We start from the raw sequence: 19256 nt of genomic DNA, 5'->3' as shown, positions 1-19256 counted from the left end.
GCTTATGAAATTTAAGTTTTATTGTGGACTGCTGATGGCCACCTTTTGGTCGGTGATCAGTTTTGCTCAGACCATGCCCGTAAATGGTGATGGTTCTGAGGCAAATCCCTATCTGATTGAAAATCTTGAACACCTCAAATGGTTGTCGCTCGGAACCGTGGGCGAAGAACCTTCCACCGAGCGATTCGACCTCCATTATAGTTTGATGGCTGATATTGATTGCAGCGAATGGGATGATTTTTCACCTATTGGGGGGAGCTATTATTTTCGCGGAAGCTTTCGTGGGAATGGCTATACCATTTCAAATATCCATTATGACGGACCAGGAAGTTTTGCCGCTTTTTTCTATGGACTGAATGGCGCAAAGGTGGATCAGCTTGGCCTGACGGGGCTGGATATTAACGTTCTGGGGAATGCCGGAGGACTTGTTGGCTATATGGGGTCCACTTCTACCATCTCGGAATGTTTTACCACTGGAAGAATTTCGGGTACCAATGTCGGAGGCCTGATTGCTGTATCCAACGGGGTAGTTTCAAACTGTTACTCGGGGGCGGAGGTCATCTGTGTGAGCTCGGAATCTTGGCAGAATGGCGGAGGGCTGATCGGAAAATTTTCCAGTGGTAGCCTGATGCAGTCTTATGCTTTTGGGCCAGTGAGTAATGCCAGTGGAACGGAAAATATTAACGCCTTGATTGGTGGCTTCACTATTTCACTTTCAGGTCTTTCGGGTAGTGTCTCCCAATGTTACTTTGATGCGGAAACCGCTGGGGTAGGGCAGGCCGAAGAGGTCGATGGGTTCCCAATTCGAGGGATTACCGGACGAACTACCAGTGAATTTTTGGATGAAAACAATATCTTTGGGATAGGCATTGGGACCACATGGGATTATGGAAACCTTCCTGAGGTTGATACCAATCAACGGCCCTATTTCATGTGGCAGTTATACGAGATGGCCGTTGCGGTTACTTCGGAGCCGGTATCTGGAGCAGCGGTACTTTCAGGTGGTGGTGGCTATAACCTGAATGATCAGGTTACTTTATCGGCGACTTCATCCCGAGGGTACCAGTTTGTACAATGGGAAGATGCCCACGGGACTGTGATCTCTACCGATGCAGCATATAATTTCACATTGTCAGCGATGAGCTCGACAAAATACACCGCAGTGTTTGAGGAACAGCAGGGGCCATTGTTCAGTGGTGGTGATGGTTCATATGAGGACCCTTTTGAAATTAGAACGCTGTCAGAATTGGCCTATATGGCAAATTTAGAGGGCAATTATCAGAAATATTTTATATTAATGGCTGATATTGATGCCTCAGCAACAGCGGATTGGAATGGGGGATTAGGCTTTAGTCCTGCGGGACATCCCGACAAACCTTTCAAGGGTGTATTGCACGGCAACAAGCACGTGATTTCCGGCCTGACGATCAACAGACCCAAGGCTTCCAATGTTGGACTTTTTGGATATATAGATGGCGCCTCTGTAGATTACCTTTGTTTGAAAGATGTAGCCATTAATGGGGGCGACGGTACCGGTGCACTGGTTGGAACAAGTAGTGTATATAGTAATGGAGAGATCCATCAGGTGGTGGTGTCGGGATCGGTAGCAGGTAATGATGCCGTCGGAGGTATCGTGGGGCGGTCGCAGGGATCGAGCAGCACGATGGATCATGTTTTTTCTTCGGCCTCAGTGAATGCCCGAGGAACGAACGTCGGCGGTATTGCTGGTATTGAAGAGGGGACGATCACTTTTGCCCTTGCCACTGGTGAGGTCAATGGCCTGAATGCGGGCGGTATTGCTGGGGAAGGTGGTGGAAACATCCGTTTATCTTACTGGGACAAGACCACCACAGGACAGGAATTTTCTGCAGGAAGTGAGGAATCCTTTGGTTTGGAAACCTCCGATTTTGAATCTGAGGAGCAGTTCAATTTTTTCAATTTTGATGCCCAGTGGGAGATTCAATCGGACACTGACTTTGATGTAAACACACGCCCTCTTTTACAATGGCTACTTTACGATGGGTATATTTCCGTAGAAGAAAATCCGGCGGTAAAATTTATTACGGGTGCAGGAGGGGTAAACATTGGAGATGAGGTAGTGCTTCAGGTACAGCCACTTGCAGGGTACACTTTCAATGCCTGGTTTATCAATGATAATTTCGTTACTGAAAACCCCTATACTTTCACCTATCAGGGTGGAGAAATCGCACCTGTAGAAGTGCATTTGCGCAGTAATCTTAATCTTGCCGGAGCGGGTACCGAAGCGTCACCGTATCTGATTTCAGATGTTGAGGATCTTGCACAACTGAGCTATCATACCACGCAATACAGTAACAGCTACTTTGAGCTTACGCAGGATATTGACGCGACCGAAACGGCACAGTGGCATTTGGGCGATGGCTTTAAGCCGATTCAAAACTGGAACAGTAAACTGGACGGTAAAGGGTATACCATCACAGGTTTACACATCAATCTTCCTGAAGGGGAAAATGTAGGTCTTTTTACAGAGGCTTTTGGGTTTGACCCGATGAATGAAGTGCCCTCATCAGTGAAAAACCTCACCTTGAGTCAAGTGAATATTCTGGGTAAAAAGAATGTCGGTGGTATTTTTGGTAAAAATGAATTTGGCGAGATTATGCATTGCCATATCGATGGGTTGATTCAGGGATATGAAAACGTGGGCGGTATAGCCGGTACGCATGGGCATACTGTTTTTGCGATGGCCAAGCTTGAAAGCTGTTCATTCAGTGGGGAGATCTTAGGTGTTAACGTCGAAGATGGAGAGTTTGATGGACCGAATAAAATTGGCGGAATAGCCGGACACAACGATTCGCCGATCAGCCGCTGCTTTATGAACGGTACTATCGGTAATGCCATGAATCTTGTCGGGGGGATTGTTGGAGAAATGGGGGCCACGGTCAGCTATTGTTTTGTCACCGGAACGGTAGGGAATGATTACAGTGCCTCCTATGTTGGTGGTATTGCTGGAGATGCTGCTTCCGGCGGTGGTATTGGTCCCTGGATTGATATCTTACCTCCTGGCCCTATTGACCCTGACCCAATATACATCGAAAATTGCTGGGTTTCTGGAAAGGTGTATGGCAAGGCAGTGGGTTCTGGCACCGATGGTGCTGGCGGCTTATTTGCTGGTAGCGATTTGGAGGTTACCAAGAACAGCTATTTTGATTTTCAGACCGTAGGGGTGTATGCCAATGCAGGGATCGATTCGGTTTCGTTTGGATTACCTACCGTTGCCTTTGCGCAAGGAGCAACCGACACTACTTTTGTGGATTGGGATTTTGAAAATGACTGGTTTTTAGCGCAGATCCCCGCTATGGATCTCAATATCAGACCTTATTTGAAAGGACTCATTCACGCCCACGAAATCACGATTTCTTCGGATCAAAATGGCGCAATTAATACGGCTGAGTTGTTAAACCCGACGAAGCTTTCAGTCATCGAGGGAGGCAGCATCACTTTTAGCATTGAACCCAAAGCCGATTATCGAATTGCAAGTTTGATGATTGATGGTGTTGAAGTAGCGGTGCAAACGTCTTATACGTTCTCTGAGGTAATGTCAGCACACAGCATTGCGGCAACATTTGAAAAAATCACCTATGAACTTACCGTTGAAAAAGAAGGGCCTGGGTTGCTGATGATCGGCGGAGAAGAGCTCACGGAGGACATGCTGGAAGTAGAAATTAAGCGTGAAATTACCTTTGAGTTCCAAGCTGCTGAAAAATCGGAACTTGCGGCGGTGTATTTCAATGAGGTGGAAATTCCCGAAGAAGATCTCAATATTTCGCAGGGGGTGTACTCTTGGAAAACACCGAGAATCACCGACAATGCGACCTTTAAGGTGGTATTTGAAGAGGTGATCCTAAGCAATGAGGCTGCTCAGGTGGGGCATGTCTACCCGAACCCAACTTCAGGAAAACTGACGATCACGGAGCTGGCAGCAGGAGTGGAAGTTCAGGTATTCAGCCCATCGGGTGCGTTGATTTATCAGCTTACGGCCTCAGGCAGCGAAATGCAGTTGAATCTTGCGCATTGTCCTTCGGGCATCTACCATGTGGTCATTGCAGGGGATAAATCCTTTAAACTGATCAAAAAATAGCAGGTGATGTAGGCGCAAAATGGGAGAGAGCATTGCCTTTATTGTAAGTTGTGATTCAAGTTTGTTGTAGGAAAAACACACCACGGTGCACCTCTCTTTTGCTGCCTCATTGAAGGCGAAAAAAAGATCCATCAGTCAAATACACTGATGGATCTTCCTTTAAATATACAATGGTATCTTTTTAGAACTGATAGGATAAGCCGACGTTCGCCACCCCTCGGTATCCAAATCCAAGTTCAAGGAAACCTGCCAACTTTCTACCCACGCGTATGCCCAATGCATTCACCTGAAATCCGACATAATTATCGTTACTGCTCTCCGATACCACAGAATTTGGTGGCAGGGTATAGTCGTGGGTTTGGGAAGTATAGGCAATACTGACTCCACTGTAAGCCTGTATCAGGTCGCCACTGACGTAATGGTATTCGGTGCCAAACCCCACGGTGAAAAATCGGTGACTCACATCACCTTCCTTGTTGCCATTCAGGAAAATATCCTCAGAAATTGACTGGTAGGCCGCATCAGCATATACAAACCACCGGTCTTTAATCGCCACTTTGTAAGTGATACTGATCGCCGGCCCGGCAGATACATTGCCAAAGGAAGCCCCGTTGGCAATGTCCTCAAAAGTATTCAGTATTTCATTGGTGGTATAAAATCCCGCTCCTACTGATATGCCCTTTGTGCCCTGATCCTGTGCCTTCAGAACTCCTGCAAAAATCAGCATAACAAGTAGTGTCAAGTGTAATTTATTCATGTTGAATCAATCTGATAGGTTTAATAAATATTGAAATGGTGATACTTGTTAAATCTATGTTCAACAATTTTTGTTGCAGCACATATTGGAATAATTATATCAATTTGATATTGATGGAACTTCCATCCACCTTGCCCATGTAGCGAGGCCTTTTTGTGATGTGCCATGCTACGTTTTGCTATTCCAGGACGGAATCGCCTGATCGTAATCCCTCGACTTATCACATGCACCAATGAACATTTTAGATGAGCGTTTTGACAGGTTTAGACTCCATACGATATCAACAGTTTAGGTGTGACGATATTCAACATGCGCAAAGTGGTGATCTTAATTACAGGCCTGATTTAGGCATCTCAATCACAGGTTAATCTTCAATAAATCATTAACAGTTTTAGTTTTTGGTAAAGTAGGCGTAACATCAATAAGGGTAAACTTCAGCATGAATTAGAAAATGAATGATTTTCTAAACAAATTCCGTTGGATATTTAACCTTGTCCTTTTTATGTAATGGGAAACCACAGCAGGTCTAATCTTTTTAATTTGAATGGCGAACAGACCTAATTTAAGGTTGATAATTTGATAAGGTATTCTTCGCCTTATTTACTTTTTAAATGCGGTAATATTGTGTCATCAAAAAAAATAAGTGAGTAAAATATCGCGAAATACTCACTTTTGGATGATGATAAACACAATATTTTAAAGGCGTATTTCGCCAGCATTTATTCTAAATTATTGAGATGAGTTTGCAAAACTTTTACCCTTTGCAGTTTTCAAAAAGAAAGCTAATCCACTGCACTGCAGCGTCCATCATGATGGGGATGTTCAACTTTGGATCCGCCGTGGCAGAGGAAGCATCACCTGAGCGAACAGCAAATAGTTATACGGTGGCCGCACAGAGCCACACCGTAAAAGGGCGTGTAATTGATGCCACCACCGGGGAGCCCATCATAGGGGTTACCTTGGCCATTGAAGGCGCACAGGCAGGAACTTTTACAGATATTGAAGGCAATTTCGAGCTTGAAGCTGAAGCCTCGGCCACTTTGGTTGTCTCTTTTATTGGTTATGAGACGGAACGAATTATTGTCGGGACACAAACAGCCATGGATATCGCCCTGAAGGAAGTCTCCATGGAATTGTCGGGTGTAGTGGTAACAGCGCTTGGCATCAAGCGGACAGAAAAGTCGCTCGGCTATGCGGCTTCCATCGTCCCGACAGCCGATTTGGCAGAAACAAAATCCACCAACTTCACCAACTCTCTGGCCGGCAAGGTCGCAGGTTTGCAGGTGGTCGGCTCTACTGGCGGCGTGGCCGGTTCGTCGCGAATCACCCTGCGCGGGGAATCCTCCCTCAACCTTTCAGCCAATGGCCCTTTGTTCGTCATTGATGGCGTGCCGATATCAAACAATACCGAAGGCTCTGGAGATTTTGCGGCCAACGCAGGAAATTTACCCGTAGATTTTGGCAATGGTGCTTCAGAACTTTCCTCCGACGATATTGAGGACATTACGGTGCTCAAAGGTGCCAATGCCGCAGCGCTGTACGGTTCTCGTGCTGCCAATGGCGTGATCATGATTACCACGAAAAAAGGACAGGATCGCTTTCAGGTGGAGATCAACAGCAATATTACTTTCGAGACATTATTGATGAAGCCGCGGTTTCAGGGTCAGTACGGACCGGCAGAAGGCAAGCTCACCGGCCACTGGGGAGACCGAATGGATGGCACGGTTCGTCCGGTTTATGGAGCGCAGGGCGTGGAGATGATGCCGAATATTTCCCGAGGGCACACGATGATCGAGGATTTTTTTGAAACAGGGGTTTCGGCCACCAACAATGTGGCGATTTCTGGAGGTAACGGACAAGACACCTATCGACTATCGTATACCAACACCTATAAAACAGGGATTACCCCTTCCAATGAGCTGAAGCGTAACAGCATCAATTATGCTGCAAAAAATCAGCTGACCAATAAACTGAGCCTGAACACCACGGTGAACTATATTCATTCTGGTTCGGATAATATCACTTCGGTCGGACATGGTGCGGGGGCGGTGATGTACAACTTTTATGACCGCAACGGTTTCACTCCTCTGAATGCGGATGTCAGTTGGGGAAAAAATTACTGGATGCCCGGCATGGAGCACAATCAGCAGTATTCCGCCCGTTTTATGGAAGATGGCACCAATGGGGGTAACAACCCATATTTTGTGGCCAATGAGTTTAAAAATACCCTCGACAAAAATCGACTGATCGCCAACTTCAATCTAAATTATGAAATTTCCGAGAAAGTAGCCACCATGCTGCGCGGAGGAACAGATTACTATAATGAACACCGTACAAGCCGTGAGGCTTTTTCTTCAACCCGAAATCTGGAAGGAATGTACCGGGAGGAGAAATATGGCTATCAGGAAAATAATTTCGACTGGATTACCACTTATAAGGAGGAGATTGGCCCCAACTGGAAGGGTACTTTTGTTGGTGGAATGAACATGATGCGTCAGAAAAGAACCAACTCCATGACCCATGGAGTAGGTCTGACCACCCCAGGAGTGTATTCTATCAATAACTTTAAGGGCAACCCTACAGTAAGCCAACTGAATACTGAACGGGCTATAATGGGCATTTATGGAACGGCCCAAATGGCTTTTAAAGATGTTTGGTTTGTAGATGTTACCGCCCGAAACGACTGGTCTTCCACACTGGTGAATCCTTTTGCGGAGAATGGAAATCAGAATAAATTCTCCTTCTTTTACCCTTCGGTGTCCACTTCCCTGATATTATCGGAGTTGATTGAGATGCCTAAATTTTTGAATTATACCAAGATTAGAGGAGGCTTTGCCATGGTGGGGAACGATACCGACCCCTATATGACTTATGCCACCTATGTATCTGGTGCATTGCCTGGGACCAACACGAACCCCAACCTGAACCCCAATGCGAATTTGAAACCGGAAATGACCACCTCCTTTGAGTTGGGCTTGGATGCCCATTTTTTCGACAGCCGCCTGACCATGGACCTGACCTATTATCATATGGATTCAAGGGATCAGATTCTCGTGGCGCCGGTTTCCACCACTACCGGATATACCGAAACGCTTTTAAATGCTGGTCATATTCAGAATCGGGGAATTGAAATTGCCTGGAATGCCCTTTTGATTGAAAGGGAAAATTTCAAGTGGAATTTCAGTGGAAACTTTACCCGAAATTTCAATGAGATCAAGTCGCTTGCCCAGGACATTGATGCCTATGTGATTGCACGGCCTACGGATGGAGGTTCCTCGCCGGGAACCCAGACCGTCATTGCTGAAGTGGGCGAAAGAATGGGCGCCCTTTCGGGCTATGGCTATCAGCGGGTGCAGGATCCTTCGAGTCCCTACCATGGCATGATCATTTATAATGAAGCCGGACAGGCCCTGAGAAAAGACGAAGCTGAAATTTGGGGGAATTATAATCCTGACTGGACGATGGGGCTTCGTAATGAATTCTCTTATAAAAACTGGCATTTGAGCGCCCTCTTTGATGTCCGAAAAGGAGGAAGTATTTATTCGTACTTCCACTCCAATATCTACGCTTCAGGCCTGGCGGAAGAAACATTGCCGGGCCGTAATGGAGGCGTGTTGATCACCGATGGGGTGTACCGCGACAGCGAAGGGAATTTCCATACTTTTGAACATGAGGTAGATGCGCAAACCTATTATACAGAGAAATTTGCCCGAAACAATATGGAGGCCAATACCTTTGATGCCACTTTTGTGAAGCTTCGGGAACTCTCCATCGGCTACTCTTTTCCTCAGCAGATGATCTCCAAAGTAGGCCTGCAATCGCTGCGGGTATCAGCCGTTGGGCGCAACCTGTGGATGTGGTCAAAAACACCTTATATCGATCCCGAAAATATGACCATGAATGCCGGTTATACCATTCCGGGTTTTGAGGTGGGGCAGCTGCCTTCCACCCGCAACTTTGGCTTCAATATCAATATGACTTTCTAAATCTTTATGGAGGAAATGAGCCCAGTGCATGAAGCCCATTGGCAGGTCAGGTTTTCCTTATCGCCAAGCCGTCTCCAACAATGGCGTTCAATGCCTTGCTTATACATTTGGGTCCGTTCCTCTTCCTAAAAAATCATGATCATGTTTAAAAAATATAAATCCTTTGCTGCTGGCGTAACCCTTGTTTTGGGATTAAGCGCTTGTATTGATCAGTTCAAAGAAATCAATACCGATAAAAACGACCCTACGGCGGTAAGCCCCGGCGCCCTTCTGGGAAATGTTATTTTTGAGGCAGGAAGAACCCTCGCCGATCGAAATATGGACATTATGACCGATGTGGTGCAGTATTCCTCCGGTAAAATTGGTGGGCAGCGTTCCTTTGAAAATTTCAACTGGTCGCCGGATACGGGCGAAGAACTTTGGGACATGATCTACCTGAACATGACCAATGTGCGGGACATGAATCAAAAAGCCCATGCTTTGGAACAGAAAGCATATGAAGGGGCTTCCCTGGTGATGGAGGCCTATCTGATGAGTCTGGCCACAGATGCTTTTGGCGATGTGCCTTACCGTCAGGCATGGCGGCTCGATGAAAATTTGCTTCGCCCTGCTTATGATCCTCAGGCGGTTATTTATGACTCCCTTTTAGTGAAGCTGAACCGTGCAGACCAGTTGTTTATGGCAGATGAAACAGGGATGATTAGCGGTGGTGATTTTATCTTTGATGGCGACGTAGAAGCATGGCAAGGCTTTGGCAATGCCCTGCAGTTGCGCCTTCTTGCACGCATGATCACCAAAGACCCTTCCAAAATCAGTCAATTTGCGGAGGTCGCTCAGCGTCCCTTGCTCACCACCAATGCCATGTATACTTTTTCGGGCGTCGCGCCGGACCTTTCCCCTGTATTTCTCTGGCGGGAAACGGATTTTAACCTCAGGAGATTATCCGTTACCATGGCGGAAATGATGAATGGGCTGAATGATCCCCGCCGTTCAGCATACTATGAACGTCCGCAGGGCGAAACGGAATGGGTTGGCTGCCCCATAGGATATACCATTGCGCAATTCGATGCCGACCCTCAAAATCACCGTTACGCCACCCTGAACCAAAGTTTTTTGGATAACGGCGCCTATGCCAACGCAACTTTTATGAGTTATGCTGAACAGGAATTTCTGCTTGCGGAGGCGGTACTGAAAAACTGGATTAATGGGGAGGCGGAAATCCACTATAACCGGGCGGTAACCTCTTCCATAGCATTTTGGAATAACTATGGCGGAAGTGGGCTAACCCCTGAAGCCTATTTGGCACAGGCGGAGGTCGCCTTTTCCGGTGAACTGGAACAGGTGCTCACTCAAAAATATATTGCGCAGTTTGCCAATCCTTTTGAATGCTGGTTCGATTACCAGAGAACGGGATTCCCTGCCCTGAAACTCGACCATACGGCACAGGTGAACAATGGTGACTATCCTGCAAAACGATTCATGTACCCATCTTTTGAGGCCATGTCGAATCATGAAAATATGCGAAATGCCATCGATCGGACAATGAACGGCGTGGACGACATCAATGCGACAATCTGGTGGAATAATTAAGACACTGACTAAAACAAAAAAGCGATTGATCAACTTAGTGCACCTAAAATTGATCAATCGCTTATTGTATTATTTTAATTCAAGGGCTTTTTTTTCCTTGGATGATTTCTTGCGACTCTTTTTATGGCGTCGGCCATACCAAAGCATAAAACCACTCAGGGGTAGGGTGGCTGTGAGTAAGCTCACAAAAAATGCAATGATTTTTCCTGCAATGCCACCAATAGCCCCAACATGAATGTCATAGTTCATCCGGAGCACTTTATCGGCCAAGTGGGCATTTTTATAGGCATCGTAAATCGTGTTACCTTTAACTTCTTCAAGCGTACGCTGATCAAAATAGCGGTAGTCAGCATTGTAAATTACCCCTTCCGTCCGGACCACCTCTACAAGAATACAATCCTTGTCGGTATACGGATAATGGATTTCGATTTTTTCCCCTTGGGGATATTCTTTTTGCATCATTCCGAGAAGTCGATCGATCGCTGGGCGGTCCGCGGGAATGGCTTCCGACAGCTGTTGTGGGATTTCATAAGTTGGATTTTTTGTTCCGCCCAAGCCGAAATACACCCCTTTCTGAATCCATTCAAAAGACATCACCAGCCCCGTAAAAGAGAGGATCAGGGCAAGGCCGCAAATGTAAAACCCGAGAATGGCATGCAGGTCGAAATTTTTCCTTTTCCAGCCAGTAGATGGCTTCCATTTAAATTTAAGCCGTTGGTTCAGGTGCTTTTTCTTTTTTGGCCACCACAAAATGATGCCCGAAAAAAGCATCACTACAAAAATGAGAATAGACCACCTCACCAGCGGTTCACCAATGGCTTTGGGAAGCCACAAGCGCACATGCCCCCGCAGTACAGTGCCAAAAAATCCGCCAAGGTGATTCTCCTCCGCCAGAATTTCTCCGGTGTAGGGGTGAATATATAAGCTATGATAAAATTCAGGCTCAAACTCATAATAAACCAGCGTGATGGGTTCATCGGCCTGACCATAAATTACACCGTGAATCAACCTATTGGGGTATTTTTTATGGGCAATTTTTTCGATTTGTGTAGGGGTAAGCAAAGGGGAACTTTCCACCGGAATGTGAATCGCTGTTTGGGTAAGTTGCTGAATTTCCGACTTAAACACCCAACAGCAGCCCGTTACCGAAACGATAAAAACCACCAGACCCGTAAGCAGTCCGAGTAGTTTGTGGAGTTGTAAAACCTTCTTTTTTATGCGCATAAACCGAAAAGTTAAAGTGGGCAAAGCGATGGCCGTGCCCACAGGGAAAATTAGAATGAATAGGTGAAATTAGCCAGAAAAGCCCGAGGCGCCTGAGGCGTTATCGTGGTCCAGCCTTTATAGTACTCCTCATCAAAAAGGTTATTTACTTTCAGACTGATGCGGTAGCTGTCTTTCTGGAAATATACCGAGGCACTCGCCACCATATAGCTTGGCAAAATAAAGTCGCCGGTGGTGGTATAGTTTTTCACGTATCGTTCGCTGGCGCCATTCAGTCCGAAACCTGCTCCAAGCCCCTGAACAGGTCCATGGCTGAACTGGTAGCTTGACCAAAAATTAAAGAGCATCTTCGGGCCGGCCTCCAATGGGCGCTGTCCCAAAATCAGCGGGTCATCGGTTTGTGTGGTGGTGCTTTCATTATGACTGAAACCGGCACGGAGATTCAGCCCTTTTACCGGATTGGCATTGACCTCAATCTCAACGCCTTCGCTTCGAACGGCCCCATCCTGAATTTTATTGAAAGGATTCTCAGGGTCGATCATCACGCGGTCAGAAACTTCAATGTTATAATAGCTGACCGTGGCATTCAGACGATCTTCAAGGAAATTGGACTTCACACCAAATTCAAACTGATTGGCGCGCTCTGGCTTGTAAACAACGATTTGCTGAGGACCGGATTCCGGATCACCGACCAGCTGTGGGGCAATATTCTGGAAGCCATTTTGATAGTTGGCAAACAGCGACAGCTTATGCATAATTGGCTGATACATCACTCCAACCTTTGGGGAAAGGGTGGTTTGCTCGTAGCGGTCATCAGTGTTATTGAGGTCGCCCTCATTATTGAAATGGTCAAGGCGCAAACCTACCATCGCCGATAGGCGAGGGGTGAAATTGATGACATTCGATACATAGGAGCTCATGATGCTGTGTCTTGATTTGAGGTGTCCTATGGGCTGATCAGCCAGTGCCTGATCAACACCTGCCTGCGACAGCGGAAAATCGGCACTGTCGTTGCGCAGGCCATCCGGGGTAATGGCGCCATAAAATATGTAGCCACTGTTGTTGCTGGTTTGCGTAGAGGTGAAGTAGTCAAAACCAACCACGAGTCGGTTTCTCAGTTGTCCGATTTTAAAATCTCCCGTAAAATTCTGCTGAAAGTCGGTGGTTTGGGTGTGGGCATTTTGCTTACTGATGAACCTCGAAAATTCATTGTCTCCCGTACCGCCGGTTTCCCATAAATAGGAATAGTAACCATTGGTGGACGTACCACTGGCCGAAAGCAGCGTTTGTGATTGCCAGGCATCAGATAATTTATAGCTCATCTCCATCCGGTAATTCTGAGTAGGATTTTCCAGGGTAAGGTCGTTGCTGGTAAAAGAAAGCTGACGGTTGTAATTGAGTTCTTCAAGATTGCTCGCATGAGATTCCACACTTCTGTTCAGGAACAACATCATCGGGTTCGTTTGCTCAGCTTGGGTAATTTCTCCGTAGAACGAGAAGGAAAGTCGGTTATTGACTTTATAGGAAAGGCTTGGAGCAATAAAAAAGGAATTTTGGAATCCGGCATCCTGAAAGCTCTGCTGCCTGGTATGGGCGGTGTTCAGGCGGAAATAAATATCCTCGTTTTCTCCAAGTGGTGTATTGTAATCGCCCACAATCTGGTTCAGACCGAAGCTCCCCGTGGTGTAGGAAAGCGAACCTCCGGTGCCTACATAAGGCTTTTTCGTAACCACATTAATCAGTCCGCCATACGAGCTTACCGCATTGCCAAACAGGGTGGCCGATGGCCCTTTCAGTACTTCGATACGTTCAATATTGGCGGGGTTGATGGTCCCGTTGGTAAGGCCGGGCAGTCCGTTGACCAATTGAGGCTGAACAGAAAAACCACGTAATGAATAGTAGCCTGCACCGTCGCCACCGCGTCCGGTAGATGCCCAGAGTTGTTCCACGCCGGTGGCATTTTTTAGGGCATCATCAAAGTTTGTTACCACCTGAGATTTTAACAGCTCATTGGTAACAGTACTGTAAACTTGCGTATTTTCCATGTCCTTCAAAGGCAATTTGGAAACATAGGCAGTCTTACTCCGGGAAAATGCATTGGTGCGCTCACCCTGAATAACAACATTGTTCAAAATCTCATTCCCCTCATAAAGGGCAATGGCTCCAAGCTGATGATTTTCTGCCTGTCCAAGATCCACTGTAATTTCCTGTGCCTTATAGCCAACATATGAAATGGTGAGCGTGTAGCGCCCCGCCTTCAGCTGATCAAGCTCAAAGTGCCCCTGCGCATCAGTTTGCGTACCCTTGAGGGCTCCTTTGATCAATACATTCACTCCAATAAGCGCCTCCTGGTGCTGGTCGGTGATATTACCCGATAGGGTAGATTGCTGTGCCATTGCAGTGCCGCTCATCAGCAAAAGGAATAATGAAAGTACCCTTATAAGCATATTATATTTATTTAGACTGATTAAAAATAGTAACGGGCGCAAAAGTAACTATTTTTATTTGAGTGCCAAATAGCAAAGTGCTTTTTTTGGCCAATATCCGCATTCAGGAGTTATAAGAAGGTTTTTTTAGCACTTTGGGACAGGATTTTGGAAAGGAGGCGAATATCGAATAGCAACTCAGAATGCCATAATGAGAGGCAAGTATGGCTTCATCATTAAATTGGCAGGCTTAAAAAACGCATTATGCTTTATTAGAGGTTCTTAGGTTTTAGTTGGTTGAATTTCGACCTAAAAGAGCGCGTTAAAAGTGATTTGGCTAAAAGTGATTTTTCCTCCCCAAAAAATTTATGGATGAAAAATAATTTAAAAGTTTGAATAGACTGCCTCAATCAAGATTGGTTATTCTTCCCCTTTGATGTTTGGTCATCTATGCGAATAAATTAAAGATATTTCATCGCTGTAACCTTCAGAGGGTCATTAATTTAAGGGTGTCCGCCAAAAAGTGCGGCGATATTTTTTACCTAAATAAATTATTATGACTCATTTTTATGAACGTTTAAGCGTCAGGTGGTCCCAGGTATTCATGCAACTGATATTGCTGATGGGATTATTAGTCTTTATGGCTTTTCCCATTCAGGGGGCAGAACTTATCCGTATTTCACCGATAAGCAATACCATGGTATTGGTCTATATCGAAGATGGTTTCATCGATACCTATGGAGAGGGGCAAGGCGTACCACAAAATAAAACTTATCATGATCCGGCAGCTTTAAACCAGCTACTTAATCCGGCAAATTACATGGTTTCAAGTGTTGATGATCCGGATTTTTCGAGCCCACAGACAGCAATTAATATTGGCCGAAAATCCAAGGCAATTCATTATAATGACCAGTGGTCAAAGGTGCCTTATGTCTTTGGGCACTGGGTGTATATTGAGTTACCCTTCCCACTAAAGGAGGGGAAAAATTATGACTTTAAAATTCAAAAAATTGTTGAAGGGCGGGAAGAGTGGCCATTGAATTTCAATTCAAAGCACCTTCGCTCCGAAACCGTTCACGTGAATATGGTCGGCTTTGCCCCGGCGAGCCCCAAGTATGGCTATTTATCTCAATGGATGGGGGATTTCAATACGGCAGATCACCCCAACGGAGGGCTTACGCTTGATCAATATGACGGGCAGCCCTTCCGGATTGTAAAATATGCAACGGGAGAGGTGGTTTACAGTGGAACGGTTGCACTACGACGTCGGAAAGATTTCAGGGAGTCAGGGAATACGGATTTTGCACCTACCTACAACTACTCAAATGCCGATGTCTTTGAATGTGATTTCAGTGATTTCTCCGCTGAGGGTGAATACGTACTTTCGGTGGATAACCTGGGTTGTTCCTATCCTTTTGAAATTGGGGGAGATGCCACTAAAGAGCCGTTTTATTTTGCCATGAAAGGCCTATTTTGGTCGCGGCAGGGTGTTGATAAAGAAATGAATGACGGTTCAATTATCCCAAGGGATCACCATTATGAGGATAATCTTTGGCTTTGGGACAACGACTATCTACCTGGAGGAGATCACTCCAATAAAGGGTTTAATGTAGGCAATGCGGTGGCCGTAAATGGTATTTATGGATATTACCACGATGCTGGTGACTGGGATGGCTATATTCACCATGCTAAAGTGCCGATCAGTCTGTTGATGCTCTACGATCTGGCGCCGGATAAATTTCATGATGGTGATATTGATAACCGGTATCGCCTGTCAGCTGACAGCCCCTGGATTGATGAAGGAAGCAATGGAATTCCTGACCTGCTTGATGAGGCGGTATGGTTGATTAATTACTATAAACGTGCACGAACGATCCTCAAAGAGGAATATGGGGCTTCGGGTGGTGTGCCCGGTTATGTGGGGCAAAATGCGGTGCCCGGAGACAACACAACGGCCTGGAATGATCATAGAGATTGGTACCTTTCGGGAGAGTCTGCCTGGCAGACCTATTATTATGCGGGTTTGGCCGCTTATTATGCTATTTGCCTGGACAAATGGCATCAGCTGACCGCATCTGGGAGTCATGCGGAATCGGCAAGTTGGCTGAAAGAGGCGGAGGAAGCTTATGCCTGGGCTGAGGCTAACCCTCAAGATACCGATCTGTCGAGTGTCAATAATAATGAATATCGGGTCAAAGGGTTTGCTGCTGCAGCTTTGTTTCGCCTTACGGGTGAGGTAAAGTATCAGGATGATTTCAAAACTTACTTGGACTGGGAACCTCAGAAAGCCAACGGGGAGTGGTCCAATCAGAATATCATCGACGTTTGTTACGCCTTATTTTCACTTATTGATGACAGCCATCCAAATCTTGACCTGAATACACGAGACCTTTGTAAAGAACAGGTGATCAGCAAGGCAGATAATTATAAAGTATGGAATAATCAGAAAAACGCTTTCCGTATAGCAACGGAATTTGGGCAGTTTTTGCAGTTGGGAGGGATGAATACTCCTCGATTGACTTTAGTTCCTTTTGCTCATAAATTAACAGGTGATCAGAAATACCTTGATGTGGTGCATAATTCATTGAACTATGTTTTGGGGGGCAACCAACTGAACATGACCTACCTTTCGGGATTGGGCGAACAGTCGGATCAGTGGATTTTTAATCCGAATGGCTGGCTGGGCAATGACCGCAACAGCATGGTTTATCCAAGTTTGCCCTATATTGGGCTGACGAGTTATTTTACCACAACAGATTATTGGTACACGATTGGGATCACGTCTGAATATTGGACAAGGGGAGGGACCTATCCCAATCTGATTGACAATCCGCAGAGTTGGCCGGGAGCAGAGCAAACCTTTATGAATCAGTTCAGTGTACAGGGCGGGGAGTTTACGGTTCATCAGCAAAATAATTCGATGATTTACGGCTTTGGTTATCAAAAGGCGATGGATCCAACAACCAATGGTGTGTACCGAATTGCCAGTGCACCGACGGTCAGTTTGAACCTGACTGAAGGGCAACAGGTCGGGTTGAGCAGTGTGGATTTAACGGTTGATGCTTCCTCAACCGTCCGGGCTGTCCGTTATTTTTACGATTGGCATTTTATTGGAGAGAGTGAAGACAAAGCCAATAACTTCGCACTGAATTGGAATCCGCCGGTACCTGACGGCACCTCTGTATTGGTTACTGCAGTAGCGATTGACCATAAAGGGCAATGGTCTGTTCCTACTTCGGAAGGAGAGAAATATGTTACCGTTAAAGCGGGGCCCGGCGATGATATTACTCCTCCGGAAGTCCCCTCAAATTTGTACATAAATAATATCGAAACGTTCTCTTTTCAACTTCATTGGAGCCCGGCATCGGATGCCTCTGGGATCAAGAATTATGAAGTATATATCGATAATGTTTTAAGACAAAAGACCCCTGATGCTTATTTGGAAATAGATGGACTTGACCCGAATACAACTTATAGCTTACAGGTTTTAGCCCGGGATAAGGAGGGGAATGTATCGGCCAAAAGTGTCGCATTCAATGGTACGACTGCTGATATTGATTTGGGTAATGGGCAAGTGCATCAGCAGGATGCAAATGGAGTCATTAATGTGCAGGCCGAAACTTATAGTTATCGTGATGATGGCCTGGGAAAGTTTGTGAATAAATTCTGGTATGAGTTCAGCGATCCTGAAGCAAGTGGCGGCACCTATATGATGGTACAGGACAATAATAATTCGAATTCTGCAGGATCACTTAATGGTCCACGGATGGATTACACAATTAATTTCACGCAGACGGGTACGCATTATGTTTGGGTTAGGGCCAACGCACCTACGGGCTCAGATAATTCAATTATCCTTGCGCATGAAGGGAATAATTTAGGAGACTGGAGCCTCCGCGAAGCTCAGGGCTGGCAGTGGTATAAGGCGTCATTGACATTTGAAAGCTCCTCTGCTACCCAACAAACATTTAGTATTTATATGCGGGAAGATGGCACGCAGGTCGATCGGTTGGTCATTGCCACAGATCCCGATTTAGATCCTTCGGCTTTACCGGAACAAGTACCGATGAGTGTGAGCTTAGTCAGTCCTTTTGAAGGACAGACCTACCAGGAAGGGGAGGCTACAAAAATAGAAGCCACCGTAACAGGCACAGTGGATATTGTAAATGTTTTTCGGGTTACCGACGGCAAATGGATTTGGCTGGCCAACCTGAAAGAGTCCCCCTATATTTTTGAGCAGGAGTTCCCAGTAGGTACGCACGAAATTCGGGTTCGGGCAATAGCACCGGGTGGGGAGGCCACAGATTATGAGTTAGCGAACATTGTTGTTAGCCCAACAGAAATTGTTCATCAGCAAGGAGCAGATGGAGTAGTGATTTTTGAGGCAGAGAAATATTCGGATGCGCAGAAAGGAGAGGGGCTGGCAAATGGAATGCAATGGCAGATTTTTGCTGATGTATCTGCAAGTGAGGAGCAATTTATTCAGGTGCCCGATAATGGAAACATTATGGTAAGTAATTCGACCACAGGGCCGGGGGTTCATTATGATATTGATTTTGTGAAAAGTGGTGTGCATTATCTGTGGTTGCGTCATCGTTCCCCAAATGGGACGGACAATTCCGTCAATGTAGCCTTGAATGGTAAATTGATCCACAGTTGGCATCTGCCGGATCAGCTGACGGAATGGAAGTGGGCAAAAATGCCGGTAACATTCAATGTGGCTGTTGGAAAGCAGCGGATCAGTCTTTTTTTGAGGGAGGATGGCACCCCTGTTGATAGGGTCGTCGTGACCAATGATCAGGATTACGTTCCGGAAAATGATTTAGCCAACCAAAGGGTGTTGGTCAATGACGCTCCTTCGGTAGTCATCTATCCTAATCCCTCTAATGGAACGGTATATATTGATTCCAATGGTCAGCTTATTGATCAACTGTTAGTCTTGGATGCGATGGGGCGAATAATCATGCAGCGAAGCTTATTAAAACAGGCGCAGCAGATCTCACTTCCTTCGGGCACTTACCTGATGCAAATCAGCATGGATGGTATAACCCATACTAAAAAAGTGCTGATTCATTAAATAAATTGACAAGAGTGCATAACGAACTGAGCGTATTGAATCGCGAGCGTCCCACTCATTAGGAAAAAGAGGTTTGCCT

At 45.9% G+C, this 19256-nt stretch carries 7 protein-coding genes; 4 read left to right on the top strand and 3 right to left on the bottom strand.

Annotated elements, in window-relative coordinates:
- Positions 1-4 precede the first annotated feature (4 nt).
- Positions 5-4117 carry an InlB B-repeat-containing protein gene (locus AABK40_RS20565; protein ID WP_338399155.1) on the top strand — a complete coding sequence of 1371 codons (4113 nt, stop codon included), beginning with the start codon at positions 5-7 and terminating at the stop codon, positions 4115-4117.
- 181 nt (positions 4118-4298) lie between these two features.
- Here the strand turns inward: AABK40_RS20565 and AABK40_RS20560 are convergent, their stop codons facing one another.
- Entirely contained in the window at positions 4299-4874 is a 576-nt protein-coding gene (locus tag AABK40_RS20560; RefSeq protein WP_338399154.1) for an outer membrane beta-barrel protein, read from the bottom strand.
- Positions 4875-5611: 737 nt separating this feature from the next.
- On the opposite strand from AABK40_RS20560, the gene AABK40_RS20555 reads away from it, so the two are divergent.
- The gene (locus tag AABK40_RS20555) at positions 5612-8860 is read left to right on the top strand and encodes a SusC/RagA family TonB-linked outer membrane protein (RefSeq protein ID WP_338399153.1); all 3249 of its coding nucleotides are present in this window, start codon (positions 5612-5614) and stop codon (positions 8858-8860) included.
- Between the two features lie 141 nt (positions 8861-9001).
- Complete coding sequence (locus tag AABK40_RS20550; RefSeq protein WP_338399152.1) at positions 9002-10450, top strand: SusD/RagB family nutrient-binding outer membrane lipoprotein; 1449 nt, start codon at positions 9002-9004, stop codon at positions 10448-10450.
- A 69-nt stretch (positions 10451-10519) separates the two neighbouring features.
- Here AABK40_RS20550 and AABK40_RS20545 read toward each other — a convergent pair whose 3' ends face one another.
- Both AABK40_RS20545 and AABK40_RS20540 read right to left on the bottom strand, forming a co-directional pair.
- Positions 10520-11674, bottom strand: a complete 1155-nt coding sequence (locus AABK40_RS20545) for a PepSY-associated TM helix domain-containing protein (RefSeq protein WP_338399151.1) — start codon at positions 11672-11674, stop codon at positions 10520-10522.
- 50 nt (positions 11675-11724) lie between these two features.
- Positions 11725-14121 carry a TonB-dependent siderophore receptor gene (locus AABK40_RS20540; RefSeq protein WP_338399150.1) on the bottom strand — a complete coding sequence of 799 codons (2397 nt, stop codon included), beginning with the start codon at positions 14119-14121 and terminating at the stop codon, positions 11725-11727.
- Positions 14122-14722: 601 nt separating this feature from the next.
- Between AABK40_RS20540 and AABK40_RS20535 the strand changes: the two genes are divergently transcribed.
- A complete protein-coding gene (locus tag AABK40_RS20535; protein ID WP_338399149.1) occupies positions 14723-19177 on the top strand; it encodes a glycoside hydrolase family 9 protein in 4455 nt (1484 codons plus the stop codon).
- The last annotated feature ends 79 nt before the right edge of the window (positions 19178-19256 follow it).

The organism is Persicobacter psychrovividus (assembly GCF_036492425.1).
Lineage (GTDB): Bacteria > Bacteroidota > Bacteroidia > Cytophagales > Cyclobacteriaceae > Persicobacter > Persicobacter psychrovividus.
The sequence above is the reverse complement of the archived record's forward strand: the minus strand, read 5'-3'. Positions and strand labels throughout refer to the sequence as shown.